The following is a 23,557-nucleotide window of genomic DNA, read 5'->3' on the forward strand; positions in this document are numbered from 1 at the left end:
GGACGTCATGAGTAATCAGTACATGATATTTGATCAAGACCAGTTGCTTATTGTGATCGGCGCATTAGTCGAAGAGAAGGTCAGGATTCAGCAAGAGGGTAATGGATGGCAAGCAAAACGACTTATCATCACGGCAAATGTTCTTATCGAAATGTGTGGTGGGAAGCCCGGTTACTTAGATGAGGAACAGCTAGAGCAAGCTGCCGGAGCATTGGAAAAAGTGGTCGAAAGCCGGAGGGGATTGGCAAACACCAAAGCATCACAGGCTCTATGGCTAGCTGCACGACTACGAGAGGTAAAGGCAAAGCGGGAGAAGCGATTTCTTAAATCACCGTATGTACTGGTGAAGGGTAAGCGGAAAGCAGTCCTCTTGAAGGCGAGAGAAGTCGCAGCATTCCTAAAATACGAAAAAACCGCCTGCAGCGAACAGACGGCTTAGAAAAACACTGTATCGGAAGAATACCACAACCACATAGAGGAGGACAAGCCCAATGAAGCCAGCACACATCCGTATTCAGGAATTGCAAAAAGAAGTAGCGAATTTGGCTGAGCTGCGTGACGAAGCCAAATCAGAAATGAATAGCAATATGGACGATGCATTGCACTACCGAAAAAAAGCATCGGAAGCAGAAAAACGCATGCATGCTCGTCAGGAAGAAATTGACGCACGTCTTGCAGAAATCACCGATTTGGAGGAACAGGAGGTGTTGGTGCATGCGGCAAGTGCCTGACATCGTGGAGTATGTGGAGCAAACAGAGGCAATACGGCAGAAACAGTCTGAGCAATTGGCGTTTGATCAGGATTCCGAAACGTTGGAGAAACAAGTTCGTGACTTGATGCAAGAGCTAGAGGATATCCAAGAGGAGGTTCGAGGCATTTGGGAGTTTAGGCGTGATTACTCCAATAGGGACAACCTTGAGGCTCTACAAGAACAAAAACGGAGGCTGACCAAATGGGCGATGTAAAACGAATTGCCGAGCTAGACTTAAACCTCTGCCAAGCGTCTGGAGAAATTGATTTGCCTGATAAGCTCATAGATGCAGCAAAGGCTTTCCGGGCAAGAGAGGCCCTTCCCCATTGGATTCATCGAGCAGTTGAAGCAGAAGAAAAGCTCGAAAGAGTGAAGGGGAAACTTCAAGCTATTGCAAGTTTAGTCTCAAGATCATCAAGTCAGGCAAGGATTGCGATGGATGCTCTTAAAGAAATGTAGTAACGCGGGCTTCGGCCCTGCGTGGAAAATTCGGTCGACCTTTCAAAATCTGAGAGTCGCACGTGAACTGAGTTTTCCACGGAGGTTCGAACCTCCAAGTAATACATAGCGAGGTCAAGACGTGGCGTAGGCAAGGAACTACAACGGCTGCCGTAGAGGTTGGGACGGTGGCGCCTCGCGATCAAAATTGAGAGGGGGTGTGCTTATTGGAAAGAGTCAATCAGGCAATCAATGAAATCAAAGAAATTAAGATGTATCTGGAGTCGCTTGAGGAAAGAACGAGTGATAGCCATACAACAACCGAGAGCATTTTACATGCCTTTGCTGATTTTTACGAAGTTGGAATCGGGAATCTTATTGGAAACGTTGAGAAGGTTGAAGAGCTACTACAAGAATTCGTGAAAGCAAGTGAAGAAAATGAAAAAGACCCAGCGTAGCAGCGCTGAGTCTCAGTCAGAACGGTAAAGCATATTCAGTACAACTATGTTATCCGTTCCCACAACGAAAAACAAGTACACAGTGAAATCTGAAATCAGGGAGGGTAAACGTGGCAGATCAAAACAAATTAGTTGTTATCTATAACAATCTTGAGAAATTGCTAGATTCTAAGCGCGAAGCAATGCCAACAAGCTTCAACAAGACGCGCTTTCTACAAAACTGCATGACTGTTCTCCAAGAAACGAAGGATATCGAATTATGCAATCCGACCACTGTAGCAAGAACAATGCTTAAAGGTGCATTCTTGGGTTTGGATTTCTTCAACAAAGAGTGCTATGCGGTTGTATATAAAGGCTCGGTTGAATTTCAAACGGACTATAAAGGCGAGGTTAAGCTTGCCAAAAAGTACAGCACAAAGCCAGTGCGAGAAGTATACGCAAAACTGGTCCGAGAAGGGGATGAGTTTGCGGAAGAGATCAATTCTGGAAATCAGACGATTAATTTTAGGCCTAAACCTTTTAACAACGAAGAAATTCTAGGAGCATTTGCTGTAGTTAATTATATGGACGGGACCATGGCATATGACATCATGAGCAAAGAAGAAATCGAAAAAATTAAAGAGAATTTCTCGCGCAAATCAAAACAGACCGGAGAGTATTCAAAAGCTTGGGTGGTTACTCCTGGTGAAATGTATAAGAAAACAGTGTTGCGTCGTTTATGCAAGAATATCGATCTTGACTTTGACACAATCGAGCAGCGTCAAGCGTTTGAAGATGCTGGGGATGTGGACTTTAACCAAGAGGTTAAACCTGCTCAGCAAAGCCCGTTGAACTCGACTGTAATCGAAGCTGAATTTGAGGAAGTTTCTGAGGAACAAACCAATGCAGCTGAACAAGAGTAATTACTACTCTACAGAAGCCAACCTTCACTACATGTCTGGAAGCCAACTCAAGAGCTTCCTGCCCGCCTATGAGGGCTGTGAAGCTAAAGCAATGGCTAAGATCAGGGGAGAGTATGTAGAACCGCCAAAAGATGCATTCGACGAGGGGCACTATTTGCATGCTTGGAACGAGGGTACCCTGGATGAATTTAAGGTAAACAATCCGAGTTTGTATAGCACCCGTGCCCCTTCAGTAGGGCAACTAAAATCCAACTTTCAACATTGCAATAAAATGATCAAGATTCTTGAAAGTGATCCACTTGTCATGAAGGCTCTTGCTGGTAAAAAAGAAGTCATCATGACAGCCGAGTTATTCGGTGTTCCGTGGAAAATTATGATCGATAGCTATCAACCAGAGGTAGGTATATTTTCTGATCTAAAAGCACTTAAAGATATCGGCGGTAAGTGGTGGAACAAAGAAACGCAGTGTTATGAAAACTTCCTAGACCACTACGGGTACACATTACAGATGGCTGTATATGCAGAGGTCGAGAGGTTGGTAATGGGGCGCGATAAGTGGCTTATACCACACATAGTTGTAGTGACTAAGCAAGACCTGCCAGACTACGAAATCATCTATTTTGACTACGATGTGATCGAGGCAAGTTTGCAGATAGTGAAGAACAAAATCGAGAGAGTGAAATCAATAAAGTCAGGATTGGTTCCTCCAGTTAGATGCGAAAAGTGTGAATATTGCCGAGGAACAAAGCGGATTAATCGAATCAAGCATTACTCGGAACTCGCGTTGTATTGAAGGTGTAAGCGAAGAATATCGTGATCGGAGGGTGGGGATGGGCATAGCAGAATACGGGACAACGAAAAGTGTAAACGTGGACAAGTTGTATTCATCATGAAGGACTATGCCAAAGAGACAAATTGGTCTGAGGATCAAATCAAATACTCGCTTAATCAACTAAAAGCGATGGGGTTGATTCAGTGGCAGCTCAACAGAGGGAATACAAAAAATGGTTTGTTGATCACCATTAATCATTATGATGAATTTCAAAATCTTGCTAGTTACAGTCGTCAAAAAGGGTCAAATTTTCCCGAAGAGAATCCCGAAGAGATTCCACCTGAATTCCCGAAGAGGGAGGATGCTGAAAACCCTAATGTATCAAGCGTTGAAAGGGTTTCTGATGAATATCATTCCCGAAGAGATTCGGAAGAGATTCCCGAAGTATATAAGAACAGCAGTAAAGAACAGCATGTAAAACATAAAAAAGATTCTTGTCCCAAACGCACAAGACGCGTTTATGACGAATCGACGGATGCCTATATTTTGGCGAAGTACCTACGAGGCCGTATTCTTCGCTGGAAACCGAATGCGAAAGTCCCAGATGAGAACCCGACTGCTCTTGCTGCATGGGCTGATGATATGCGGAAGATGATCGAGTTGGACAAGCGTAGCAATTATGACATACAGCTCGTGATCCAATGGGCTACAGACGACCCTTTCTGGCAAACAAATATCTTGTCGGCAGGTACCCTACGAAAACAATATGACAAGTTGGAAGGGCAGATGCGCAGGAAAGTCGTGCCGATGCATTTGCAGCGCTCAGAACAAACACAGCAGCATGCGCCGGGACAGCAAGTACAAGACAAAGCGTATACCGGGTTCGAAAAATGAGCAGCGAATGACTTAGCCTTTCAGGAGATGCTTTTTGGGAAAGGAGATAGCACATGATTGACCGTCTACAAAACCTGCCTGCTGAAAAAGCGACGCTCGGCAGCATTATTATGGACCCAACGTTGATAGACGAAATTGACCTGATCCTGTCTCCAAATGATTTCAGCTCTGTGGGACACCAAGAGATATATAAAGCTTTGCTTGATCTTCGGGACCGCGGAGAGACGATTGACCTTGTGGCACTAACGACGGAGTTGAGTCGGGGTAAACAATTGGACGCAATTGGCGGTGTGCCCTATCTGACTGGCCTCGGTAGTGTTGTTGCATCTGCGGCAGCAGTTGACCACCACGCTGGTCTGGTGAGAGAGGCGGCTACGATCAGGAAAGTGTTTCGATATGCGGAGTCAATGCGAGCCAGAGTCCTTAACGGTGACTATGAAACGGCTGATGAGCTCTTGAACTTAGCAGAGGAAAAGGTTGCTGAAATCCGCCCGAACAAACGGGGAGGACTCCAATCTGTAAGAGACTTCATTCTCGATCACATTGCCGTCATTGAAAATACCCGTCTCGAAGGTGGAGGTATTCTCGGCAAATCGTGGGGCATACCGAAAATTGACTTACTGACAAGTGGAGCGTGTGGCGGGCAGCTAATTATCATCGGCGCGCGGCCCTCGGTTGGGAAAACAGCGTTCGCCTTAAAGATGGCGCGAACTGCTGGGCTACCAGCGGGGAGTGACCCTGTAGGTATCTTTTCACTCGAAATGCGTAAAGGCGATCTACTAAATCGAATGCTTGCAGCAGAGGCTAAAATTCCACTCTTGAAAATTCGCCATAACAAGATGAGTGAAGGGGAATGGGAAGTGTTTACGCAAGTTAGCGACAAGTTTTATCGCTCCAATATCTTGATGGAGGACAAGGGAAGGCAAGCGCTAAACGAGATCGTCGCAGAATCTCGGGCATTAAAACGCAAGCATGGCAAGGTGGGTATGATTCTGATCGACTACCTTGGACTTATTGGGAATAAAGGTCGAGGTCGTCGTAACCGCAACCTTAATCGTGATCAAGAGATCGGGGAGTATACTGGCACGCTGAAAGAATTAGCGAAGGAATTGGATTGTCCAGTCGTGTTACTTGCTCAGCTAAATCGGGACATTGAGAAAGGTATTGTGAAACGTCCGAATCTTTCAAGCCTTCGCGAAAGTGGAAATATCGAGCAAGACGCTGATGTGGTTGCTTTTCTACATAGGGATGACAGCGAAGAGTACGTAAATTTTGCAACAGGAGAACCAATCAGCAAGGTTGAGCTCATCATTGCTAAGAATCGAGACGGATCGGTTGGCACAGTGAATCTTGCCTTTCGGCGTGTGTTTCAGGAATTTATCGACTGGGATATGGCTCCAGGGCGACAGGTACAAGAAGCGTTGAATACAGGTTCCTAAACCGGGAGGAGAGCAGACATGAAGCAAGGCAAACGACCAAATAGACGGCAAAAAGAAGAATTGGAAGCACGTAATTTTAATCCTGCAAATTGGCTGGTTGAGCGCGATAGCACGACAGAATTGGTTTTGATCCATCGTTTCTCCGGTAATACAAAGACGATCAAGAAAGGGGCATAACATGAAGCATAGAGCCAGAGCAGCCAAACAAGAAACAGATAAACCAAAGCTGCCCAAATATAACAACCAGATCACCATTGTGGATGGTATCAAGTTCGATTCTAAGGCTGAGTCAGAGTATTGCCTTGTACTAAAAGAAAAGCTGGCTGCTGGTGAAATCCAAGACATGCGACTGCAACCTGTTTACGTGCTTCAGGAAAAATGCCACCGGAATGGCAAGAATCTTAAAGCGATAACATACAAGGCGGATTTTGAAGTCCTTCACCTTAATGGATCGCTGGAGGTTATTGATATCAAGGGTGAAGAGACAGAAGCCTTCAAGATCAAAGCAAAAATGTTCATGTACAAGTATCCGAATCTGAAATTGACATTGCTTAAAAAGGTACAGAAATACGGCGGCTGGATCACCACTGACGAGTGGAAAGCAAAAAAACGTGAAGAGAAAAAAGCCATATAAACCAAGGGAGAGTGTGGAAAATGAGCAAACACGCACAATTTACGGCAATAGTAAAGAAAATGGCATCGAATGATAAAAAGATTGTTGTGAACTTGGAAATGGTAGGGAAGCCTGATCCATACGATTTGGCGGACATTGTAGACATGGTTGGTGACAAGGTAGTTGTACGCCTTGGAAATCCACAAATGGCAATGAACTTTGACGAAGATGAAAGAGAAGAACGTCGTGGTTTATCTGTCACAACCGATCAGTCTGGCGTGGTAACTCAAGTTAACGGAGACGCTGAGGAAGACAAGAAAGATACTGGTGACCTGGAGAACGATGAAAACGAGAGTGAAGAGTTTGAACGCGATGAACAGGCTGGAGAAGAAGGAAACGAATCATCGGAAGACTGGGAAGGTTCCGAAGGCAATCCAGAAATCCAAGCTGAGGATAAAGAAAATGACAACACACCTGATCCAGAACCACAGGGTCAAGAAGAGTCCGCGGATAACACAAATGACAGCGATCAGGAGGAAGATACACAAGACGATGCTGTCGCTGCAATCGACAAGGATAAACTGGTGGCATTCATCTTGAGCGGACAAGCCCCATCGTTTGAAGAAACAGAAGAGTATGACTTCCCCGCATTGCTTGCACGAAAACAAAATGGCGAAACGTGGATTAAGATTGCATCGTCCATCGGCACCTCTGCCTCCAAACTCCAAACGGCTTAGTCCAAATACAAGAAACTCGTTGCTGAACATATGGCAAAGCAAAACGGTGAGGAACCGGGGGCAGCGTAAAGCTGCTCCTCTCCCCTAGAAAGGCGGGATCATATGACAGCCGTTAAACCAGCGCCAAACCATCCTTGGAGACGAAAATTTATAGCCACAAGCCAGGAAAACGAGTATATCAAGCAGTCCGTCGTTAATCCACAGGTTAACAACTGGAAGGTAGGCTGAGCATTGCCGCCTTGGAACAGTAGGAAATAGGGCTATACAGGAGAACGGCGTCCATGACTACCAAACAGTTCGTGGACGCCTCCATACACACGAACAGGAAGGTCAGGAAACACCAGGGCAACATGGCCAGCATCGAGAAGTAGACGGTCGGAATCTTGTTCAATGACATAAGGTATCTCCATTGCGTCTAGGGCGTCCTTGAGGTAGCTGACCTCAGACCATTCGACTGAGTAATAAAACGACTTTTCCACGTGACCAACTCCTTCGTCATCATTATGCCACGAGGAGACTGGAATAAAAAAGATGGATACACAATCTCAATTATGTTAAATCACTCGCCGCTTTTGCCAAAGTCCGTATAGACGCTCCATAGTCCAATAGCTAAAAAAAGGATACCGAGTAAACCATATTTCAGGCTAGTTATCATTAAATAAAGTCCATTCAAGCAGATTACAATTGAAACTATTTTGTGCAAAGTTGTTTTTTTCATAAAACTCACCTATATACAGTATTTAACAAAAAATATATCACGAAATTTGTTTATTTCCAAATTTGCTGAATATGAAGGAAAACAAACGTTTGCGTGGATTGTTGGACAGTCTTAATATATGACTTTAACTCAATAGTTAGGGAGAGAAATAAAAAACCTTAAGCAAGAAATGCTTAAAGTTTAAATTCACTTCTTGGATTTTAAATCTTCAACTTCACGGGTAAGCACTGCAACTTGTCTTCTGAGTTCGTTTGATGGTTCTGCAAATTGTCTTCCGATAATAATTGCTGTACACAGTAATAGCCCTATAACACCGAACAAAGTAACAAAAAAGAAGAAATTAACTCCAAGCAAAATGACACCTCATTCTCATTGTGATTTTTTAACCATATTATTACAAATTTGATTGGATGTATAGGTCAGGAGGTTTTAAAAACTGAAAAGATTGTTAGGAACAGCCCAGAAAGTCATTAGTGTGTCAGTTATGAAAGTAGTCAATTTGGTTGCTTAACACAACGGTAATTGTAGAAAGTAGGAAATTCCCCCACTTGGTGAGAAAAATACCCCGGGATTAACCCGGGGGCCGTTGATGGTGGATTAGTTGATTTTCAACTGTTCCCAGGTAAACGAAACCGGATAAGAACCGTTTTCAAAGACTCCTACCTTTTGCCACATGTAGAACACCACTGTTTTGTTTTGGTTATCGATCCCAATGTCGATTGTATACCTATAACCAGGAACTTCCCAGCGTTTGACTTCCTGATTGTTGGAATCAAATGCGACGACAACCAAAACAAGGTCATTCGATGAAGGGGTATACGACCAATACGTATACTCACCATACTTAACGATGACGTTTGCTTGGCTAATCGAAAGTCCAGCTGGTTGCAAAATTTGAGCAGGTCTGGCAATCAATTCATAGCTATTCCCGACTTATTCCCTACTAAATGTGAGGGTCTTCGTTCGAGCCTACACCGTGCAGGCGACTTTCATCGCACACGGCGTTCCATCAACGGATAAGAAAGAATGTTTTACAACGGGCAAATATAACGCTACGCCAATCAATCTAAATTGTCCGCTAACTAAAGTTATAACTTTCTGTGATTGTGGGGGGCGAGCCTTCAGTCTGGACGAAAAAATATCCCCCGGGTCCATCCCGAGGGCTGTTGATGGATAATTAATTTTTAGAAATATCCAATACCATTTCTTGCGTGTGTTTTGAATCAACAGAAATGAAAAATTTATACGTTCCTGCAGAAGGCATTGTGTAAGATCCTAAGTCAAAAATGATTAACTGTCCTTTATCAAGAGTAACATTAGGAATCGTAATTACGGAGCCATTAATTTTATCAGCACCAATTTCATTGCGAGCAGAAGCAATGTAATACAAATCGGTTGCATCTGGAGTGAAAACATCATTCAAATCAAAAGTTAGAGTCGCGTTTCTTAATGGCTGGGTGGCGAGAAATTTTGGCATAAGGTATTGGGAGGAGCCTTCAACGAAATGGTAGGGATATTGACCATTTAAATTGTCTTGCAAAGTGAATATTGGATCAATATAGCTATTCTCGACTTATTCCCTTCTCTTCGTGAGGGTTTTCGTTCGAGCCTACACCGTGCGGGCGACTTTCATCGCACACGGCGTTCCATCAACGGATAAGAAGGATTTTTACAACGGGCAAAATAAGCGTACTACAAATATGTCAATATTTACAGATTTTGATTTCAAGATGATGGATCCAAGTGATGAGGGATTAACAAAATAATCGATTTGTAAAGGAGAGGTTCGTGCATGACAGAAATCGTTTTAGAACTCGATGAAAACCAGCGCTTTTTGATTGAAGACCCTGATAGTGTCTCGGTGATTATGGTCGATCAAATCACGATCCATCCAGTTGCCTGCCAAATTGTTTATAGTGGTTACTCGTTCAACGTTGATTATGAAAAGATGGATTTTACCAATAGAAAAAAGTGAACATGGTACTTGATACAACATTGAATGTGATTTATGGCGAGGATGACTAGACACAACAATCGATGTGATAAATGGGGTGCAAAAATGTACGAACCACAGTATTACAAAGGCATTAAATTACAACTGATTCGAAGGAATTATACAGGCTACGCCGCAAAACGATTCACATTGAACGGTACAAATCAGAATGTCTGGATACCATGCAAGCATCTTCATGATGACGGCAGATTGAAAGAGAACGAGGATATTGATTACGTATTTCGGAAGGCTCAACGGCAGCTTGAATTGGCAGGGTACACCGAACCAATCCAAGGCATTAAAAAGCGCACAGTTACAGGGATTGCTTAATATACATTACGTATGTATCCAGGGAGGGGAACAAGATGGACGGGTTGTGGCTGCCCAACGTGCGGATGCGAAAAGCTAACACATTACATTGGCGGCGTGTATGAATGTAAATTATGCGGAAGTAATGTTGATCAGCATGATTTGATTCCAACCGGACAGTTCATGGAAATGGATATGTCGGTGGAGGAAATCAAGGGTTTGATCGATGTCAAACTGGATATGATGCTGCTCTTTCCCGAAGATAAAGCAGCGCTTATTGATGACATAAAGAAATTGCGAAGCAGGCTTATAGAAGTAGCCTGAATAGGGGGAACCAAGTGAAGGCAATTACAATTCACCAACCGTTTGCGACATTGATCGCCCTCGGGGAAAAACGATTCGAAACACGAGGCTGGTCTACCAAGCACCGCGGGCCAATCGCGATCCACGCCTCCAAGAAAGTGGACAAGGAGATTTGTCAGCAGGAGCCATTCCTTAGTGTACTGGCTGCACATGGTTATACGGCTAATACACTGCCTACGGGCTCAGTTGTTGCTACGGCCAACCTTATCGGCTGTCATTCCGTAACAGTAACAAAACCATGTAGAGCTACATTAGCTGGCTGGGGTTACGTGGAAGGAAACGAATTAGCGTTTGGATGGTACGATGTGGGGCGTTATGCCTGGGAGATGACGGATGTAAAACAAATCGATCCGGTGTCAGCAAAAGGTCTGCAAGGACTATGGAATTGGGGAGGGGAACGGGATGGAAGCATTGCGAGTGATAAGGATATGCGATTTCCGGAACCAACCATCACGACAGCATTAGATGAGATTTTTACATTTGGAAAGCAAAAGATTTAGAGGAGCTGCTCGTACCACGTTTCTAAGCAGCCCTCTAAATCTTATAACAAATCTAGTTCCACCAAGGACGCTCACTCAAGGCGATGATATATTTCACATTGGGGTCAACTCTTATTGCATCTTGAGCAGCTACATGCACTCTGAGTGATTCGCCAGCCGGCAAATATATATACCAGGCTTCGCGTCCTGTATCTTTAAATATACGATTTCCTGAACCAGCAAAACTCATATCACGAATCATATAGTCTAGGCTGCGATTTTGGTAGGTATCGAAATGAAGATAAAATGCTTTTCCTTGGCCTGTGTTGTTTGTCCATTTAAAATAGTCGTGATCCATTCCGTATTCTGGAATTGATAAAGTGCCCTCAAAACTATCACCAATTCCTTGAAAATAATTCGGTGAGTCAAAACTATCAGGCTCTCTGGCATCACCCATAGCGAATGCTGAAGATGACATCGAAAGTAGGCAGGTCGTAAGTCCAAGCGTTGAAATCAGTTTCTTTAATTTCATAAATGCAACCTCCTAAAATTTGGTAATATCTACTTTTTTAATTTACATTTATTCCTAAAAAATGTAAATATCTTTTTTGTTACAAACCAGAGGAAAGAGATCGCATTTTAACAAAAGAGAAAAAGTGATTCCATTCAGAATCACTCAGCAAAAATCAATGGTACATTCTTCTGATTAGCAAGCTGCATGAACTTCCCCAATTCAACAGGGTTACGAGAGATTCGCTCAGCACTGTGACAGATTACCTTGTTTACCAATCCTGCCTCTATGTCCGTAATCAACTGAGACAGGCCAGGACGATCCGAGTCAATGGTTTTAACATCGATTTCTATGTACACCTTATGGGCTACATTTTGGACAAGCGGCATGCAGGATTCCATTTGTTTTTCGGTTTTTCTAAAATCATTTGATGCAGTTCGAATAAAAACAGCAACCATAGGATCACCTCGATGTATTCTTGTGACAAGTTTACCTCGCTAGCAGACAAAAAAATAACCCCCATTCGGGAGCGCGTATATATGTTCGGCAAAAACATTATAGCACGGGCTTGCCGCGAGGGGGAATTGGAAAGATGAGCGCACAAGAACAACTGTCATTTCTGGAACCAGTAGATGAAAAAGAAGTCAGAAAGGCTGTTGTCAAAGCATTAAAAGAGTATAAAGCCCTTCGTGATGCTGTCCAAAATAAACAGGAGCGACAGGAAAAGGGCATTGATCAACTGTTTCCAAGGCTTCAAAAGTCAGAGTCCACGAATGAGTTGAAAGCACGACAAATCGAAAGGGCTTTGCAGTATTCGTTGGATGAAATCGAGCGTCAGATCATCGAAGAGAAGTATCTCAGCACATCAAGGGTAAAAGACATTAACGTTTATCTTGATATGGGCTTGACCAAGGACCAATACTACACGAAAAAGAAAGATGCAATTAAGCAAATCGCTACGGCACTCGGGATGATCTGAGTGCTTTTTTATGAAACAAGCTTCGTCGGCTGTAGATTTTGCTAACGCAATCATAACGTTGTTATGTTAACGTGCAAGTTATGTGCGACAACTTTCATTTTATTAGCCAGAATTAGAGTTTTATTAACTGATGAAAAATCCAACTTTTGGATGTAAAATCAAACTAATTACTGCACTAAAATATCGAGAAAATGCTGGGGGTAGTCATGGAACCTGTAAAATTAGTAGCACTAGAAGGTACGTATTCCTCATATTTATACGATGGGAAGTTTTATCATTCAATCGATGTAAATTTAAGTCCCTTTGAACTTGAAGGAAATGAATGTATAGAGAACCCAATACATACAGCGATCAATATTGCATTTCTTAAATTACCAGGTGTTCGGAGCTGGAGGGATTTGGAGAATAAGGCTTACGAGTTTACCGACATCGCTTTCGAGGATTACGAAGTTCCAATGCCTGATGCATCAGTTTTGTTGTCTTATTATCATAGTCCAGTCTTTATTTCTAACATGGTGTTTGGTGAGAGAACGAATCGCTACATAAGAATGTCGATGAAATGTGAAGTAGATTTTGAGAACGGAGTACACGGAATCCAGTCTTATGAACTTTCGTGTCTACTTGAGATTAGGGATTTTTATATTGATTATAGTTTCCTAAAACCAACAAATGAGAATTTAAAGGAAGCTGAAAAAATTGCAAAACAATATGTTACTTTGGATGATTATGAAGAACCAGAAATCATTCGAAACTTTCAATTTAATTTGAATGGCCAGGATTTTTTTGAAGAGAAAATATCATTCCCTTCAAAAATTGAATAGAATAAAAACAAGCTAAGAATAACAGAGAAATTGAGAAGGCTCCAAGGTTTTAACGGCAGCTTTTGTTTAGCTAACGGGCAAGATAATCGAGTGAAAAAAAGGATAATTTTTGAGGTGGATACATGAAATACACTTGTCCTTGTTGCGGTTATAAAACATTTGACTTAAAACCCCCGGGAACCGTTGATATTTGTCCAGTTTGTTATTGGCAGGATGATTTACATCAGTACTTTGACCCGGATTTTGAGGGGGGCGCAAATATTTTATCCTTAAGACAGTCTCAAGAGGCTTTAAAAGATAAAACAGATCTAATAAACGATAACTACGAATTCGATGGTCCGAAAGATATATCAAAAATAAAGCGTATGCCCGTGACGGAGATTGCTAGGATCTTTGTTGCCCTTGATGTACCCCTTGAAAAATTACTTGGACTCTATCTTGGCTTTATTGAGATTAAAGAAAGTAGCTTTGTTTTCAACTATGAAGAAATCTATGAACTCATGGGCGATGATAGTGAGCTAATTACCCGTTACATAATGATTCGAGAAAGGAAAGATCCAAATGCAATTCTTAAGGAAATTCATGGACTTGTCGATAATGAAGCTGACAAAGAAATCAAGAAAATCGAAGAGGTATTTGTTAAGAAACTCATTTCAGTGCTTTGAGCTAACTGGATTCGATAGTTGAAGATAGTAGTGCCGGAAACCACCATTAAGGTGGTTTTTTGTTGAGAGTTGGTACAGACGCGAATGAAAGAAGTCCCAACAAAATTCCGACAAAACGCGGACAAAATTAGGGATAAAAGGCAGGACGATTTGAAATGTTGGAATCGGTAATCTTGAGTCAAGAGCAAGCGACATCGGCTCTTGGGAGATACCGCCTATCCCTTATCAATGGTGTACCTGAGCGAATCTATGGGTGATGACGAATGTGACCTTACGAGAGGGGGGCATTCTGAGCCTGAACGCACAAGTTGCGGCGAGCGTAGCAGGGAACCATGCAATTATTTTTCATTGTATGCATTACAGCGGTTTTCAAGTTTTGGGAACCCCTCTCGGAGCTTTGGAAAATCGCGAACTACTCTGCTGGGATATACCGGACAGGGGATAATGCGAGGCATACGGCTCCGGCCTCTCGCCCCTTGTCCAGTACTTCTTATTACCGAATTAGAGAACGGAGACCTCCCAGTGTGTAAGGATGGCACGGAAAATAACTGGAAGAAGTAATAAATAGTTAGGGCAGAATAAACGATGATGTTGAGACATAGGGAGAGAGGTAAACGCGCTGAATTAGGAGGGGAGATTAATTTGGAAACGGGAGAATTGACTGCTTATTGTTACATGGTGCAGAGGGGAAAGCCTGCGGCAATGATGCCATTCCAAGAAAGGTTTCGTGAAGATGTCATCACTTTCGTGATTAATCAAAAACTAAAGGTATATACCGAGCCTTTGGCAGAGGGCTGGTTTACCTTGTGGATTTATAAACATCCACATATTCTTGATGTCATACAAAGCTTGCCGCAGGTCCCTACTTCTGTCCTTGATCACTGGATACTCGGAAAGCTGTTTGGTTACGAAGAGTCAGCAATCCAAGAATTTTTCACTAAAACCTAACGATATTCCGTCCCATTGCATTTAGGGCATGGGGGAAGCGTATCTGTGTGATCATCAAGGGTAACGGATTGACCACAACTATTGCAGGTGTAAGTACCTTTTCCAGGTTTTTCACCAGTAGTTGGCATATGTATCACCTCCTTCAAGATACACAATTAGATAATCTGGGTATTTTATCCTTCCGAATGTTGGTAATTGTCGGACGAAAGTTGTAGGATAATAGTATTTATTGACGAACTCCCTAAATGAAAATATATTCGAACATTTAGAGAAGGAGTTATAAAGAATGATTTCTGACTTGAATAAATTAACGTGTGTTGAACAATTGATCGAAAAGTTGACGAAAAAAGAATTAGTCCATGTATCTCACATCGACTTAGCTGAAATGGATGCGAGCTTATATGAATACATCAATCATTTAAATGATTCAATCGCTTTGTTTCCGACAGATTACAATAGTGTCATTTCTGGAGTCATTAGGTTCAAAGAAGGTTATTTTATTACATTAGGTATGCTATTTTGGAAAGATTCAAGTCGAACAGAAAAGTTTAAAGAAGGAACGTTTCTGTTCTATAAAAGGGACTCAAGTAATTCAATTGACGATTGTGTACATATTACAAACTCCACAGAAACTCCTGAACTAATGGATCGTCTCTTCTACGCTTGCTGCAGTAATGAAAAGCCTGAACCACTTAACAAAGACTCTCACTTGGAACACGCAATAAGGTACGGTCAAGCTTACGGAGAGATCAAAACAATACTAAAAAATTGTTTGACTTAATTTAAATTGAGCACCCACGAGGTGCTTTTTTTCATGGAGGTGGGTGAAATGTAGTGCGTCAGTTTGTTGACTCAGCCACTGGAGAGATATTTTATACTGAGGAAGTGCTGCGCCGGTCGAATGAGATAATAAAAGTATTTCGTCCCGTCGGCCGCAGCTCAAAATTCGTAAAGATCAAAGCCAGCCAAAAGGCAAAGCGACCGCTCAGAAAGCTGTCACTCGCTGAGGCTGGTTTTTTGTTGAAGATCGCCCCTTATGCCAGTGAGGGAACCAACCTCTTACAGGGCGACAATGAGCGCGGGCAAAAGGGAACGCCGCTCACAGTCAAAGACCTTGCCCGCATCGCAGACTGCTCCTATCCAACAGCGCGCAAGATCGTGAAGACATTCATGGAGCTCCACGTCATGCGTAGAACCGATTTAGAAGGTCGGTCAGCATTAGCAATCAATCCTCTGTATTCTCTCAACGGGAAGACAGCAGAAGCGTGGCTCCTACACCTATTCAGCCAGGAGATCACAGAGGCAGGCGAAGACCCAAATTTGGACTAGGGGGTCGCCAGAATCCAACAGCCAGCCAAAACATGAGGCTCTAAGCCTCAACCCCATTTTTTGCGGTGAAACAAAACATATACTTTTCTGCTGGAATAGTAATTTTCGTTACACCACCAAAACACAGCACCAGCCCAACAGTATCAAAGCATACAGCAATTTTAAAGCTGGCAATATTCTTTATTCTTACTTTATTGCCACGAAGGAGCTGAACAGCATGGACATACGGAAAATACCAGTCTCTAAAATTAACCCTGCACTGTATAACCCAAGGGTAGATTTGCAGCCGGGCGATCCTGAATATGAAAAGCTGAAAGGATCGATTGAGGAATTCGGTTGCGTCGAAACGCTCGTCTGGAATGAACGGACGGGTAACCTGGTCGGAGGTCACCAACGGTTTAAGATTCTGGTGAATGAACTGGGATCCACGGAGGTAACAGTTTCCGTTGTTGATCTGGATGACATCAGCGAGAAGGCTCTCAACATCGCACTGAACAAGATCAGTGGTGCTTGGGATGAGGAAATGCTCGCCCAGGTGTTGGCGGAGCTGCAAGATAGTGAACTGGATCATGCGATTACGGGCTTCGATGATAAAGAAGCAGCAGACCTTATTGCACAATTCACTTTCAAAAGCGATGAAGACACGGAGTTTACCAACGAGGAACTCGACTTGGACGATTTCGCTGAGAACAAATTCGATTGTCAGTGCCCACGGTGCGGTTTTGTCTTTAATCCCAAAGAACACATTCCATCCGTTGAGGATAACGACGATGAAACGGCCTGAGTGGGACTGGAGCCTTTCTGATATAGCAACCGTTCCCAAGAACGGGCGAAAAGTCTTTTCTTGCTTCTCGTGTGGTGGCGGTTCAACAATGGGGTACAAACTGGCGGGGTACGAAATGTTGGGCAATGTCGAGATCGATCCGCAGATGATGGCACTGTACAAACGGAATCAGGACCCGAAGTACCCATTTCAAATGCCCATTCAAGAATTCAAGAATTCAAGAATCTCCCGGATGCTCAGCTACCGGCAGAGCTCTTTGATCTGGACATCTTAGATGGCTCACCTCCATGCAGCGTGTTTTCTACATCTGGAAAGCGCGAGAAGAAGTGGGGCAAGGAACATCATTTCAGAGAAGGTCAGGCCAAGCAAAAGCTTGATGATCTATTTTTCGATTTCTTGGACGTGGTTGAGAAGTTACGCCCGCAGGTAGTGGTCGCAGAGAACGTTAGGGGAATGATCATTGGATTAGCAAAAGGGTATGTGTCTTTGGTAGCCAAGCGGTTCTGTGAAATGGGGTATGAACCTCAATTATTTCGACTAAATTCAGCAACAATGGGTGTGCCTCAGAAGAGAGAGCGCATCTTTTTTATTGCTCGGAGAAAGGACTTAAAGCTTTCTGATCTGACACTCGAATTCAAGGAAAGACCGACTCTCTACAAGGAGATACGATCTGGAAGAGGAAGGCCGCTTGATCCAAATACGAGAACCTATAAGCGGTGGTTGAAGAGAAGGCCGATTGATTCGAGTTTCGGGGATATTACGGAACGAGTGGAAGGTAAGGAAAGCAACTTCAATTCTATCTTGGTTCATGATGATCGTGTACCTAATACCATCGCGAGTAATTCCTGTTTCATTCGCTACGATGAGCCGTACTACATCAGCGATTCAGATATTATCCGTATTCAAACGTTCCCAAAAGACTATGACTTCCTGGATGCTGACGTGCAATATGTCTGCGGAATGTCTATCCCTCCGGTAATGATGAAGAACATTGCTCAAGAAATTTACAAGCAATGGCTGTATAACCTTCCTGCTTAAATAGCAAAAGGGAGACGCGTGAACGTCCCCCCATGCAACCAGGTCACCCCGGCTGAGATAGTGGAAACCCGTGGCCACGGAACCTCATAGCCACTATCTCGTACAGGAAAGCCGAGGGTGCCACAATGAAAACAACTACAGAACAGTCTTCTCCTGAATCTATTGACCTTCTATTGCAATATCAAATCGAAGTAATGGAAGGCATCATGGAATAGAAGGATCAATACAGGAAAGTTGTGAAAGCTGCCATTGCAAAGTGGGTTAAGGACTTTCAATCAGGTCATATTGAGATAAAGACCGTGGATGATTTGAAGAAATTGATAGAGTTGGACATTGAGTTGCAGAAAGATACGCTCTGATTGTTAAGAAGTGAGGCCGTCTCCTTATATTGGTTTGTGTACATCAAAAAACCACGAGGAGGAATTCCACTTATGACAAACAACGAAGAAACAGTCTTGGTAGCTTTGCAAATCTGCTTTGAGAAAGAGCTCGACACACGGTCCATTTACAAACACTTTGCAAGTCGAGATAAAATCGATGACTTAGTTGAAGCCTTGCTAAGGTTGAAGAGAATGGGGCTTGTGACCGTTCCGTTTGAGGCTTGGTGCTATGGAGACTCTTATGACTCAAGACCAGATGACGTCGTAATATCAGCGGTAAGACTAACCCCGTATGGGAAGCAATTCGCTGTAGAAATTAGGAAGAAAAGAGAGCGTCTTAAATAGGCGCTCTTCTTTTTTTGAAAACAACCCCATGAAGTGGTGAGGTGGTGGTCATGTAGATGGCGAGGAATCCTGAAAAGAAAAGATGCAAAGCAAGGAGTAAGCAGCGCGACGAGCAATGCAAAAATTGGGCTAAGCCCGGCTGGGATGTGTGCCGTTTCCACGGTGCTGGTGGCGGCGCACCAGAGCGTAATACCAACGCAGTCAAGACGGGTGAATTCCAATCGATTTGGATGGATGCCTTGACTCCAGAACAAGCAGAGGTGCTTGATAGGATCAACCTCGATCCAGTCCAGCAAGCGGATGAAGAAATCCGTTTGTTTACATGGCGTGAGCGCGAAATGATGCTCCGCATTCGTGACTTGAAGGATGGGCTAACAGAAAAGCAGCGGCGTGTCCTTCAACAAAGAGTCACCACAAAGGAACCAGTGCAGGTTCATGACGATAAATCTGGGAAACAGAAGATGATGGTCATTACTCGGGACGAATTGGTCACTACTGAAATCGAAGAGACAGAGTATCGAGCGATTGAAGATATCCTGTCGCTTGAGGAAGCACTAACCAGAGTCCAAGACAAAAAGCTAAAAGCAATACAGCTCAAAGCACAATTATTGAGCAACGGCGGCGGTCCTGAAAAGCAGATCACCGTCAGGAGGTGGTCCCGTGACAAGTCTGGAACTTGACCTCGATCCATTCGAGGATTGGACACCTCATGAAAAACAAATTGAAGTTATGGAATGTGATGCTCGAAACGTAGTCATGAACTGCGGTCGTCGCGGTGGTAAAACGAACGTGGGAGCCCGGAAGTTTTTCGATAACATCCTTGCCGATATTGAAGCAGGGAAAGGGTTGCCCTATAAGCCACCGTTAAACCTGAAAAAGGTTAAGAAACCCAAACCACGGCTGGAATACTGGTGCGTAGCGCCTGATTACAACATGTCAGAGATTCAACAAGAGGAGCTATCACAAGTCATTCCTGAGTACATGATCGACACTTGGAACGCATCGGGGAACTTCGTTTGGTTAACTGGATACGTTCTGATCCGGTTTAAATCGGCAGACAATCCGAAGAAGCTTGTTGGTCGTGGTTTAGACGGCGTATGGCTTGACGAGGCATCGAAAATGAAGCCAGAAACGTGGTCGGGCTATCTGGCCTATGCCCTAGCTGATAAAGGAGGCTGGTCTATCTGGACGACCACGCCTGAGGGGATCAACTGGTTTGCAGAGGAAATTGTGCTGCGGGGCCAGTTTATTGATGCAGGGTTAGAAGATGATCGGTACCAGGATGATCCGGATTGGCGGAACTTCTACTGGACGTCCAAGGATAACCCTATCCCTGAATTGCAGAAGAATATCCAGAGGATGATTGAGACGTACCCTGAGCGTTACGTGAAGCGCGAGATTTACGCGAAATTCAACGTTTTCCATGGTCAGGTGTATGAAGAGTTTGACGGAAGCATTCACTGTGTAGATATACGCCCCGTTGATCTTGCGCGGCGTTTATTCGTCGTTACCTATCCGAGCGGCGAGGAACGAGAGGTAATGTTTAAGCGGTATATCGGCGGAATGGATCACGGCTGGAATGACCCAGCGGTGCTTTTGGTCTTTGGATGCACGGATGAAGATTACTATTTGATCGAGGAAAGCTATCGCCAGCAAACCAATGTTATGGTCGTAGACGATCAAGGTAAGCTCGAGGACTGCCTTGTGAAGAGGTATTTGGAGCTTCAAAAGAATTACCCGATGGAGGTCATTTGGGCAGACCCTTCTGAGCCAGAAGACATTTCTACTTATCGTCGATACAAACTGCCTGTGAAGTCAGCAGAAAATACTAATACGCCGAGTTGGAAGTCTGTACAAGGTAAAGGAGTCGTCTGGTCGCCCTAACCTTTATATCGCTCGTACAGCTGTTGAGACGATCAAAGAAACAGGCAATTACAAGTACAAAGAACAAAACGGCATCACGCTTGAAGAGCCAGTGGATAAAGACAACCATACACAAGATGCGAAGCGATATGCAATGTACAACGATTGGCTCATGTTGCTGCTTGCGCAGAAGCGTGAGGATAGGAAAAAGAACGGGAAAGGAGGATGGATTTAATGTCTGGATCAACAGGTTGGTATCCCATTGGTAAAGCTGAGGGGGAAGGGGAAAGCAAGCAGCTTGTAATTGATCAATTCGAGCGGGATTACGATGAACACAAGCTTATACGCCCGACTATTGACCCTTTAGCGTGTGTTCAGGTAGTGAAACAGAGCAATATTATTCCTCAATGCATCGAGGCGTACAAAACTAACGTGGTTGGCTATGGCTATGCATTAACATACCTGTCGGATGAAAGTGATAAGACGGCAAAAGCAGAGTGGGATATTGCTGATCGTTTCATGCAGACAGCTAATCTGGAAGAGTCGATTGAGCAATTGCTAAGTCAGTTGGTTGAGGACCTTGAACACTGCGGCAACGCTTACGTTGAGGTTGCATGGGGCGGTGGGCTTCCTGCCATTTACCGTATTCCTCCTGAATACATGCGCTGCACAGCACCACTCATAAGGGTAGATATGAAGTATCGGCGTTTGGTGCAGGGAAAGGTTGAAGAGTTCACGCAGTCCAAATGGGTGCGAAGATACGCGCAGAAGAGAGGGACTAACATATCGTGGTTCCGTGAATTCGGGGCGCCCGGTGAAGAGAATGAAGTCATTCATCTGCAACTGGGGAACGGGACTTACGGCGAACCACGTTGGTCAGGAAATTCACCGGGCATTGTTGGTTCGAGAAAAGCAGAGGAGCTCAACTTCGAATACTTTGATAACGGTCGAATGCTTGACATGATTTTGACTGTGACGAATGGGGAATTAACTCCGCAGTCTATCGTTGCTCTAAAAGGAGCAAGAGGAAAGAAGTCACGGGGTGGGATTCTTTATCTTGAATTGCAAGGGTATGACAAAGGGCTTCTTGGCGATGAAAAGGAAAAAACCAGCATTAAATTGGACAAGCTGAATGACTTGCTTCAACAAGATGCACTTTTCATCGAATACAATCGGGAAAAACGCAAAGAAATAAGGTCAGCATTTCGGCTGCCGCCAATTCTCACGGGTGAGTCGGAAGACTATAACAGAGCGACAAGCGATAACGCCCGCAGAATTGCAGAGGAGCAGGTGTTTCAACCATATCGCAAATGGATTATGGACGAGATTTTCAACAAGCGACTGCTACCTGCCATCGAGGTACATCGCGTGAAGGCTATACTGAACAGCCCAAAAATCAGCGATCCAGACGAGTGGAAAGCGTTACTTGATTTCCTAGCTGATAGAGGAATTATGTTAGTGCGCCATCTCATCCCCATTGCAGAGGAAGTATTGGGAACTGCCATTGATGAGTCGAAATACACCGAAGAGTATCTTGATACACCTATTGCTAGCTTGGCAGTACAGTTTCCCAAGAGCCACTCGGCACATTAGATACGCAAGAACAAGTGGCAACGATAGCTAAGCGTCTACTTCGTGAAACGAGGGACCAACAGCATGTGTGACCAGTGCCTGTATCTGATTGCCAAAGCGGATGACGATGACTTTCTTGATAGCCTTGACCTTACCCACGCCGAACGCGCATTGCTTGAGAAGCTGTACAAGGAAGGTGAGGAGTCAATCGCTGACCTTCTTGAATTACAGGGTAAGGCGCTGGATGAGGCTATTCAAGAGTTGAGTGACGAGCTGGCTACAGATGCTGACGAGCTCTTGAAAGTGATTTTGCTGGTTCAGACAGGTGACTTCTTTCAAGAACAGTTTGAGCAGGCTGTTCATGATGCTTTCATGCCACTGTTCCATATGGCGGGTGAGTCGGAAGCAATCAACATCAACGCAGATACAAAATGGGAGCAGGAGAACAAGGCGGCAGCCGCGTTTGCTACAAAGCTGAAAAAACTCGTACCTGACATGAATGAGTCATCGGCTGATCGTATGATTCGATCGTTCCAGAAAGCGATTGAAGCTGGCGAGACTCCAGCAAAACGGGCAGCCATGGTCAAAGAGGCAAGCAAGCTGCCAATGGAGAAGAGGGACCTTTCAACATGACCAGAGCGGTTACCGTCTCCCGAACGCTTTCCACTGCGGCAGCAAACGGCGGTAAGCTGGAAGGTTGGAAGCAGTCGGGGCTTGTGAAGAAAAAGCGGTGGCGTGCTGCCAACAACAAGCGGACTAGGAAGGACCACAAAGATGCCAACGGACAAGAGGTTGACATAGACAAGCCTTTCAATGTGGGAGGTGAAAAGATGATGTATCCAGGCGATCCGGCAGGGAGTGCTAAACAAATCGTGCAGTGTCGTTGCACTATGCAGGCAATAATGTAAGACCACTTCTAAATTAAGAAGCGGTCTTGTTTTCTCTCAAGAAATTATCGATATATCATTGATGAAAAGTGATAACAAATCTGACTCTTTTAGATTATTATTTTTGTGTCCTGTATCCTTTCTAAGAGCAAACATGAATTTCTCAAATTGAATCAATAATTCTTGTTTTGAGTAGTTATGTAGGTTGAGATAAATTTTACGGAATTCCGCGTATGCAGTGATTACCTCATCTGATCCCCATAAGATAAGTCGTTGTGTAAACTTTGTGTGAAATTCCATCATTTCCGATTCAGGAATCGTTTCGGATTAACCCCTTGAATTTGGACACATACTACCTTAATCGTTGTTTCTCTTAGAATTGCTAATTAAAGACGAACTGCCTTAATTGACATCGGTTGCTTTTTGTTTTTTTCATAAAACTCAAGCGGAGATAGATCACGAATGCTAGAATGTATTCTTCGTTCGTTGTAAAAACGGATATATTTTGCCACCTCTTCATAGGCTTCTCCATACGTTTGAAACTCGTAACGAGCTAAACACTCGTCCT

General features: G+C 43.8%; 36 protein-coding genes and 2 pseudogenes. 30 read left to right on the forward strand and 8 right to left on the reverse strand.

The features are described 5' to 3' along the window. The first annotated feature begins 7 nt into the window (after positions 1-7). From C7R92_RS06480 to C7R92_RS06530, 12 genes are all read left to right on the forward strand, one after another. Entirely contained in the window at positions 8-439 is a 432-nt protein-coding gene (locus C7R92_RS06480) for a hypothetical protein (protein WP_106833612.1), read from the forward strand. A gap of 52 nt (positions 440-491) precedes the next feature. Then, positions 492-731 carry a hypothetical protein gene (locus C7R92_RS06485; RefSeq protein ID WP_106833613.1) on the forward strand — a complete coding sequence of 80 codons (240 nt, stop codon included), beginning with the start codon at positions 492-494 and terminating at the stop codon, positions 729-731. After that, positions 715-966, forward strand: a complete 252-nt coding sequence (locus tag C7R92_RS06490) for a hypothetical protein (RefSeq protein WP_106833614.1) — start codon at positions 715-717, stop codon at positions 964-966. Before C7R92_RS06485 ends, C7R92_RS06490 begins: the two co-directional genes overlap by 17 nt. Next, positions 954-1,211 carry a hypothetical protein gene (locus tag C7R92_RS06495; RefSeq protein WP_106833615.1) on the forward strand — a complete coding sequence of 86 codons (258 nt, stop codon included), beginning with the start codon at positions 954-956 and terminating at the stop codon, positions 1,209-1,211. Before C7R92_RS06490 ends, C7R92_RS06495 begins: the two co-directional genes overlap by 13 nt. A 206-nt stretch (positions 1,212-1,417) precedes the next feature. Next, a complete protein-coding gene (locus tag C7R92_RS06500) occupies positions 1,418-1,648 on the forward strand; it encodes a hypothetical protein (protein WP_106833616.1) in 231 nt (76 codons plus the stop codon). A 110-nt stretch (positions 1,649-1,758) separates the two neighbouring features. Continuing rightward, positions 1,759-2,550 (forward strand): RecT family recombinase, encoded by a 792-nt coding sequence (locus C7R92_RS06505; RefSeq protein ID WP_106833617.1) that lies wholly within the window; start codon positions 1,759-1,761, stop codon positions 2,548-2,550. Continuing rightward, positions 2,531-3,343, forward strand: coding sequence for a PD-(D/E)XK nuclease-like domain-containing protein (locus C7R92_RS06510; protein WP_106833618.1), 813 nt, complete (start codon positions 2,531-2,533; stop codon positions 3,341-3,343). Before C7R92_RS06505 ends, C7R92_RS06510 begins: the two co-directional genes overlap by 20 nt. 96 nt (positions 3,344-3,439) lie before the next feature. Then, positions 3,440-4,216, forward strand: coding sequence for a hypothetical protein (locus C7R92_RS06515; RefSeq protein WP_208636186.1), 777 nt, complete (start codon positions 3,440-3,442; stop codon positions 4,214-4,216). A gap of 53 nt (positions 4,217-4,269) precedes the next feature. Continuing rightward, the gene (locus C7R92_RS06520) at positions 4,270-5,655 is read left to right on the forward strand and encodes a replicative DNA helicase (protein WP_106833619.1); all 1,386 of its coding nucleotides are present in this window, start codon (positions 4,270-4,272) and stop codon (positions 5,653-5,655) included. 18 nt (positions 5,656-5,673) lie between these two features. Then, positions 5,674-5,832, forward strand: a complete 159-nt coding sequence (locus C7R92_RS32265; protein ID WP_167403189.1) for a DUF6906 family protein — start codon at positions 5,674-5,676, stop codon at positions 5,830-5,832. 1 nt (position 5,833) lies between these two features. Beyond that, on the forward strand, positions 5,834-6,289 hold the full coding sequence (locus C7R92_RS06525) for a DUF1064 domain-containing protein (RefSeq protein WP_244195664.1): 456 nt from the start codon (positions 5,834-5,836) through the stop codon (positions 6,287-6,289). Between the two features lie 20 nt (positions 6,290-6,309). After that, positions 6,310-7,005 (forward strand): DNA polymerase V family protein, encoded by a 696-nt coding sequence (locus C7R92_RS06530; RefSeq protein ID WP_244195665.1) that lies wholly within the window; start codon positions 6,310-6,312, stop codon positions 7,003-7,005. A 260-nt stretch (positions 7,006-7,265) separates the two neighbouring features. Here the strand turns inward: C7R92_RS06530 and C7R92_RS06535 are convergent, their stop codons facing one another. The 3 genes from C7R92_RS06535 to C7R92_RS06545 all read right to left on the reverse strand — a co-directional run bounded on the left by C7R92_RS06535 (position 7,266) and on the right by C7R92_RS06545 (position 9,200). After that, positions 7,266-7,484, reverse strand: a complete 219-nt coding sequence (locus C7R92_RS06535; protein WP_106833620.1) for a hypothetical protein — start codon at positions 7,482-7,484, stop codon at positions 7,266-7,268. 836 nt (positions 7,485-8,320) lie between these two features. Continuing rightward, positions 8,321-8,638 (reverse strand): hypothetical protein, encoded by a 318-nt coding sequence (locus C7R92_RS06540; RefSeq protein ID WP_106833621.1) that lies wholly within the window; start codon positions 8,636-8,638, stop codon positions 8,321-8,323. A gap of 262 nt (positions 8,639-8,900) precedes the next feature. Continuing rightward, positions 8,901-9,200: a hypothetical protein gene (locus C7R92_RS06545; protein ID WP_106833622.1), complete on the reverse strand. Its 300-nt coding sequence runs from the start codon at positions 9,198-9,200 to the stop codon at positions 8,901-8,903. Between the two features lie 315 nt (positions 9,201-9,515). Here C7R92_RS06545 and C7R92_RS06550 point away from each other — a divergent pair, with 315 nt between their 5' ends. Together C7R92_RS06550 and C7R92_RS06555 are read left to right on the forward strand one after the other, a co-directional pair. After that, positions 9,516-9,698, forward strand: coding sequence for a hypothetical protein (locus C7R92_RS06550; protein ID WP_106833623.1), 183 nt, complete (start codon positions 9,516-9,518; stop codon positions 9,696-9,698). An 84-nt stretch (positions 9,699-9,782) separates the two neighbouring features. After that, positions 9,783-10,046, forward strand: a complete 264-nt coding sequence (locus C7R92_RS06555) for a hypothetical protein (protein ID WP_106833624.1) — start codon at positions 9,783-9,785, stop codon at positions 10,044-10,046. Positions 10,047-10,157: 111 nt separating this feature from the next. Here C7R92_RS06555 and C7R92_RS31870 read toward each other — a convergent pair whose 3' ends face one another. Continuing rightward, on the reverse strand, positions 10,158-10,373 hold the full coding sequence (locus C7R92_RS31870) for a ubiquitin family protein (RefSeq protein ID WP_146147603.1): 216 nt from the start codon (positions 10,371-10,373) through the stop codon (positions 10,158-10,160). On the opposite strand from C7R92_RS31870, the gene C7R92_RS06560 reads away from it, so the two are divergent. Beyond that, positions 10,364-10,888: an ASCH domain-containing protein gene (locus C7R92_RS06560; protein ID WP_106833625.1), complete on the forward strand. Its 525-nt coding sequence runs from the start codon at positions 10,364-10,366 to the stop codon at positions 10,886-10,888. The genes C7R92_RS31870 and C7R92_RS06560 overlap by 10 nt on opposite strands. Before the next feature lie 52 nt (positions 10,889-10,940). Here C7R92_RS06560 and C7R92_RS06565 read toward each other — a convergent pair whose 3' ends face one another. Together C7R92_RS06565 and C7R92_RS06570 are read right to left on the reverse strand one after the other, a co-directional pair. Then, the gene (locus C7R92_RS06565; RefSeq protein WP_106833626.1) at positions 10,941-11,399 is read right to left on the reverse strand and encodes a hypothetical protein; all 459 of its coding nucleotides are present in this window, start codon (positions 11,397-11,399) and stop codon (positions 10,941-10,943) included. A 140-nt stretch (positions 11,400-11,539) separates the two neighbouring features. Further along, entirely contained in the window at positions 11,540-11,836 is a 297-nt protein-coding gene (locus tag C7R92_RS06570; RefSeq protein WP_106833627.1) for a recombinase family protein, read from the reverse strand. 134 nt (positions 11,837-11,970) lie between these two features. Between C7R92_RS06570 and C7R92_RS06575 the strand changes: the two genes are divergently transcribed. The 4 genes and pseudogenes from C7R92_RS06575 to C7R92_RS06590 all read left to right on the forward strand — a co-directional run bounded on the left by C7R92_RS06575 (position 11,971) and on the right by C7R92_RS06590 (position 14,791). Further along, positions 11,971-12,357, forward strand: coding sequence for an ArpU family phage packaging/lysis transcriptional regulator (locus C7R92_RS06575; protein WP_106833628.1), 387 nt, complete (start codon positions 11,971-11,973; stop codon positions 12,355-12,357). Positions 12,358-12,563: 206 nt separating this feature from the next. Then, the gene (locus C7R92_RS06580; protein ID WP_208636187.1) at positions 12,564-13,178 is read left to right on the forward strand and encodes a hypothetical protein; all 615 of its coding nucleotides are present in this window, start codon (positions 12,564-12,566) and stop codon (positions 13,176-13,178) included. A 122-nt stretch (positions 13,179-13,300) separates the two neighbouring features. Beyond that, positions 13,301-13,465: pseudogene (locus C7R92_RS32735) on the forward strand (CPCC family cysteine-rich protein); the annotation flags it as partial. A gap of 1,020 nt (positions 13,466-14,485) precedes the next feature. Next, positions 14,486-14,791: a hypothetical protein gene (locus tag C7R92_RS06590; RefSeq protein WP_106833630.1), complete on the forward strand. Its 306-nt coding sequence runs from the start codon at positions 14,486-14,488 to the stop codon at positions 14,789-14,791. On the opposite strand, the gene C7R92_RS33405 is transcribed toward C7R92_RS06590, so the two are convergent. Next, positions 14,788-14,919, reverse strand: a complete 132-nt coding sequence (locus tag C7R92_RS33405; protein WP_106833631.1) for a zinc ribbon-containing protein — start codon at positions 14,917-14,919, stop codon at positions 14,788-14,790. The genes C7R92_RS06590 and C7R92_RS33405 overlap by 4 nt on opposite strands. 158 nt (positions 14,920-15,077) lie before the next feature. On the opposite strand from C7R92_RS33405, the gene C7R92_RS06600 reads away from it, so the two are divergent. The 11 genes and pseudogenes from C7R92_RS06600 to C7R92_RS32745 all read left to right on the forward strand — a co-directional run bounded on the left by C7R92_RS06600 (position 15,078) and on the right by C7R92_RS32745 (position 23,010). Continuing rightward, on the forward strand, positions 15,078-15,572 hold the full coding sequence (locus C7R92_RS06600; RefSeq protein ID WP_106833632.1) for a hypothetical protein: 495 nt from the start codon (positions 15,078-15,080) through the stop codon (positions 15,570-15,572). A 53-nt stretch (positions 15,573-15,625) separates the two neighbouring features. Continuing rightward, positions 15,626-16,120: a hypothetical protein gene (locus C7R92_RS06605; RefSeq protein WP_106833633.1), complete on the forward strand. Its 495-nt coding sequence runs from the start codon at positions 15,626-15,628 to the stop codon at positions 16,118-16,120. Between the two features lie 217 nt (positions 16,121-16,337). After that, on the forward strand, positions 16,338-16,904 hold the full coding sequence (locus tag C7R92_RS06610) for a ParB N-terminal domain-containing protein (protein ID WP_106833634.1): 567 nt from the start codon (positions 16,338-16,340) through the stop codon (positions 16,902-16,904). 69 nt (positions 16,905-16,973) lie between these two features. Then, the gene (locus C7R92_RS06615) at positions 16,974-17,942 is read left to right on the forward strand and encodes a DNA cytosine methyltransferase (RefSeq protein ID WP_412679410.1); all 969 of its coding nucleotides are present in this window, start codon (positions 16,974-16,976) and stop codon (positions 17,940-17,942) included. 125 nt (positions 17,943-18,067) lie between these two features. After that, positions 18,068-18,301 (forward strand): annotated as a pseudogene (locus C7R92_RS32740) (hypothetical protein). 72 nt (positions 18,302-18,373) lie between these two features. Further along, complete coding sequence (locus C7R92_RS06625) at positions 18,374-18,667, forward strand: hypothetical protein (RefSeq protein WP_106833635.1); 294 nt, start codon at positions 18,374-18,376, stop codon at positions 18,665-18,667. A 56-nt stretch (positions 18,668-18,723) separates the two neighbouring features. Next, a complete protein-coding gene (locus tag C7R92_RS06630; protein ID WP_056495846.1) occupies positions 18,724-19,347 on the forward strand; it encodes a hypothetical protein in 624 nt (207 codons plus the stop codon). Next, positions 19,328-20,551, forward strand: coding sequence for a terminase large subunit domain-containing protein (locus C7R92_RS06635; protein WP_244195666.1), 1,224 nt, complete (start codon positions 19,328-19,330; stop codon positions 20,549-20,551). The genes C7R92_RS06630 and C7R92_RS06635 overlap by 20 nt, the downstream gene beginning before the upstream one ends. Before the next feature lie 213 nt (positions 20,552-20,764). Next, positions 20,765-22,123, forward strand: a complete 1,359-nt coding sequence (locus C7R92_RS06640) for a phage portal protein (RefSeq protein WP_244195667.1) — start codon at positions 20,765-20,767, stop codon at positions 22,121-22,123. Positions 22,124-22,186: 63 nt separating this feature from the next. Continuing rightward, positions 22,187-22,735 carry a hypothetical protein gene (locus tag C7R92_RS06645; protein ID WP_244195668.1) on the forward strand — a complete coding sequence of 183 codons (549 nt, stop codon included), beginning with the start codon at positions 22,187-22,189 and terminating at the stop codon, positions 22,733-22,735. Beyond that, positions 22,732-23,010, forward strand: coding sequence for a phage minor head protein (locus C7R92_RS32745; protein WP_244195669.1), 279 nt, complete (start codon positions 22,732-22,734; stop codon positions 23,008-23,010). Before C7R92_RS06645 ends, C7R92_RS32745 begins: the two co-directional genes overlap by 4 nt. A gap of 365 nt (positions 23,011-23,375) precedes the next feature. Here C7R92_RS32745 and C7R92_RS06655 read toward each other — a convergent pair. Beyond that, positions 23,376-23,557 (reverse strand): IS3 family transposase (locus C7R92_RS06655; protein ID WP_146147604.1); only part of this gene is annotated, 182 nt, incomplete at its 5' end.

Origin of the sequence: Brevibacillus porteri (assembly GCF_003013475.1) — a bacterium.
In the GTDB taxonomy this organism is placed as follows: domain Bacteria; phylum Bacillota; class Bacilli; order Brevibacillales; family Brevibacillaceae; genus Brevibacillus; species Brevibacillus porteri.

Excerpts from the sequence above, each read along its gene's own strand:
- C7R92_RS06480 (WP_106833612.1), top strand. The coding sequence starts at position 8 with ATGAGTAATCAGTACATGATATTTGATCAAGACCAGTTGCTTATTGTG.
- C7R92_RS06485 (WP_106833613.1), top strand. The coding sequence starts at position 492 with ATGAAGCCAGCACACATCCGTATTCAGGAATTGCAAAAAGAAGTAGCG.
- C7R92_RS06490 (WP_106833614.1), top strand. The coding sequence starts at position 715 with ATGCGGCAAGTGCCTGACATCGTGGAGTATGTGGAGCAAACAGAGGCA.
- C7R92_RS06495 (WP_106833615.1), top strand. The coding sequence starts at position 954 with ATGGGCGATGTAAAACGAATTGCCGAGCTAGACTTAAACCTCTGCCAA.
- C7R92_RS06510 (WP_106833618.1), top strand. The coding sequence starts at position 2,531 with ATGCAGCTGAACAAGAGTAATTACTACTCTACAGAAGCCAACCTTCAC.
- C7R92_RS06515 (WP_208636186.1), top strand. The coding sequence starts at position 3,440 with ATGAAGGACTATGCCAAAGAGACAAATTGGTCTGAGGATCAAATCAAA.
- C7R92_RS06520 (WP_106833619.1), top strand. The coding sequence starts at position 4,270 with ATGATTGACCGTCTACAAAACCTGCCTGCTGAAAAAGCGACGCTCGGC.
- C7R92_RS32265 (WP_167403189.1), top strand. The coding sequence starts at position 5,674 with ATGAAGCAAGGCAAACGACCAAATAGACGGCAAAAAGAAGAATTGGAA.
- C7R92_RS06525 (WP_244195664.1), top strand. The coding sequence starts at position 5,834 with ATGAAGCATAGAGCCAGAGCAGCCAAACAAGAAACAGATAAACCAAAG.
- C7R92_RS06530 (WP_244195665.1), top strand. The coding sequence starts at position 6,310 with ATGAGCAAACACGCACAATTTACGGCAATAGTAAAGAAAATGGCATCG.
- C7R92_RS06545 (WP_106833622.1), bottom strand. The coding sequence starts at position 9,200 with ATGCCAAAATTTCTCGCCACCCAGCCATTAAGAAACGCGACTCTAACT.
- C7R92_RS06550 (WP_106833623.1), top strand. The coding sequence starts at position 9,516 with ATGACAGAAATCGTTTTAGAACTCGATGAAAACCAGCGCTTTTTGATT.
- C7R92_RS06555 (WP_106833624.1), top strand. The coding sequence starts at position 9,783 with ATGTACGAACCACAGTATTACAAAGGCATTAAATTACAACTGATTCGA.
- C7R92_RS06565 (WP_106833626.1), bottom strand. The coding sequence starts at position 11,399 with ATGAAATTAAAGAAACTGATTTCAACGCTTGGACTTACGACCTGCCTA.
- C7R92_RS06570 (WP_106833627.1), bottom strand. The coding sequence starts at position 11,836 with ATGGTTGCTGTTTTTATTCGAACTGCATCAAATGATTTTAGAAAAACC.
- C7R92_RS06575 (WP_106833628.1), top strand. The coding sequence starts at position 11,971 with ATGAGCGCACAAGAACAACTGTCATTTCTGGAACCAGTAGATGAAAAA.
- C7R92_RS06580 (WP_208636187.1), top strand. The coding sequence starts at position 12,564 with ATGGAACCTGTAAAATTAGTAGCACTAGAAGGTACGTATTCCTCATAT.
- C7R92_RS33405 (WP_106833631.1), bottom strand. The coding sequence starts at position 14,919 with ATGCCAACTACTGGTGAAAAACCTGGAAAAGGTACTTACACCTGCAAT.
- C7R92_RS06600 (WP_106833632.1), top strand. The coding sequence starts at position 15,078 with ATGATTTCTGACTTGAATAAATTAACGTGTGTTGAACAATTGATCGAA.
- C7R92_RS06610 (WP_106833634.1), top strand. The coding sequence starts at position 16,338 with ATGGACATACGGAAAATACCAGTCTCTAAAATTAACCCTGCACTGTAT.
- C7R92_RS06625 (WP_106833635.1), top strand. The coding sequence starts at position 18,374 with ATGACAAACAACGAAGAAACAGTCTTGGTAGCTTTGCAAATCTGCTTT.
- C7R92_RS06630 (WP_056495846.1), top strand. The coding sequence starts at position 18,724 with ATGGCGAGGAATCCTGAAAAGAAAAGATGCAAAGCAAGGAGTAAGCAG.
- C7R92_RS06640 (WP_244195667.1), top strand. The coding sequence starts at position 20,765 with ATGTCTGGATCAACAGGTTGGTATCCCATTGGTAAAGCTGAGGGGGAA.
- C7R92_RS06645 (WP_244195668.1), top strand. The coding sequence starts at position 22,187 with ATGTGTGACCAGTGCCTGTATCTGATTGCCAAAGCGGATGACGATGAC.
- C7R92_RS32745 (WP_244195669.1), top strand. The coding sequence starts at position 22,732 with ATGACCAGAGCGGTTACCGTCTCCCGAACGCTTTCCACTGCGGCAGCA.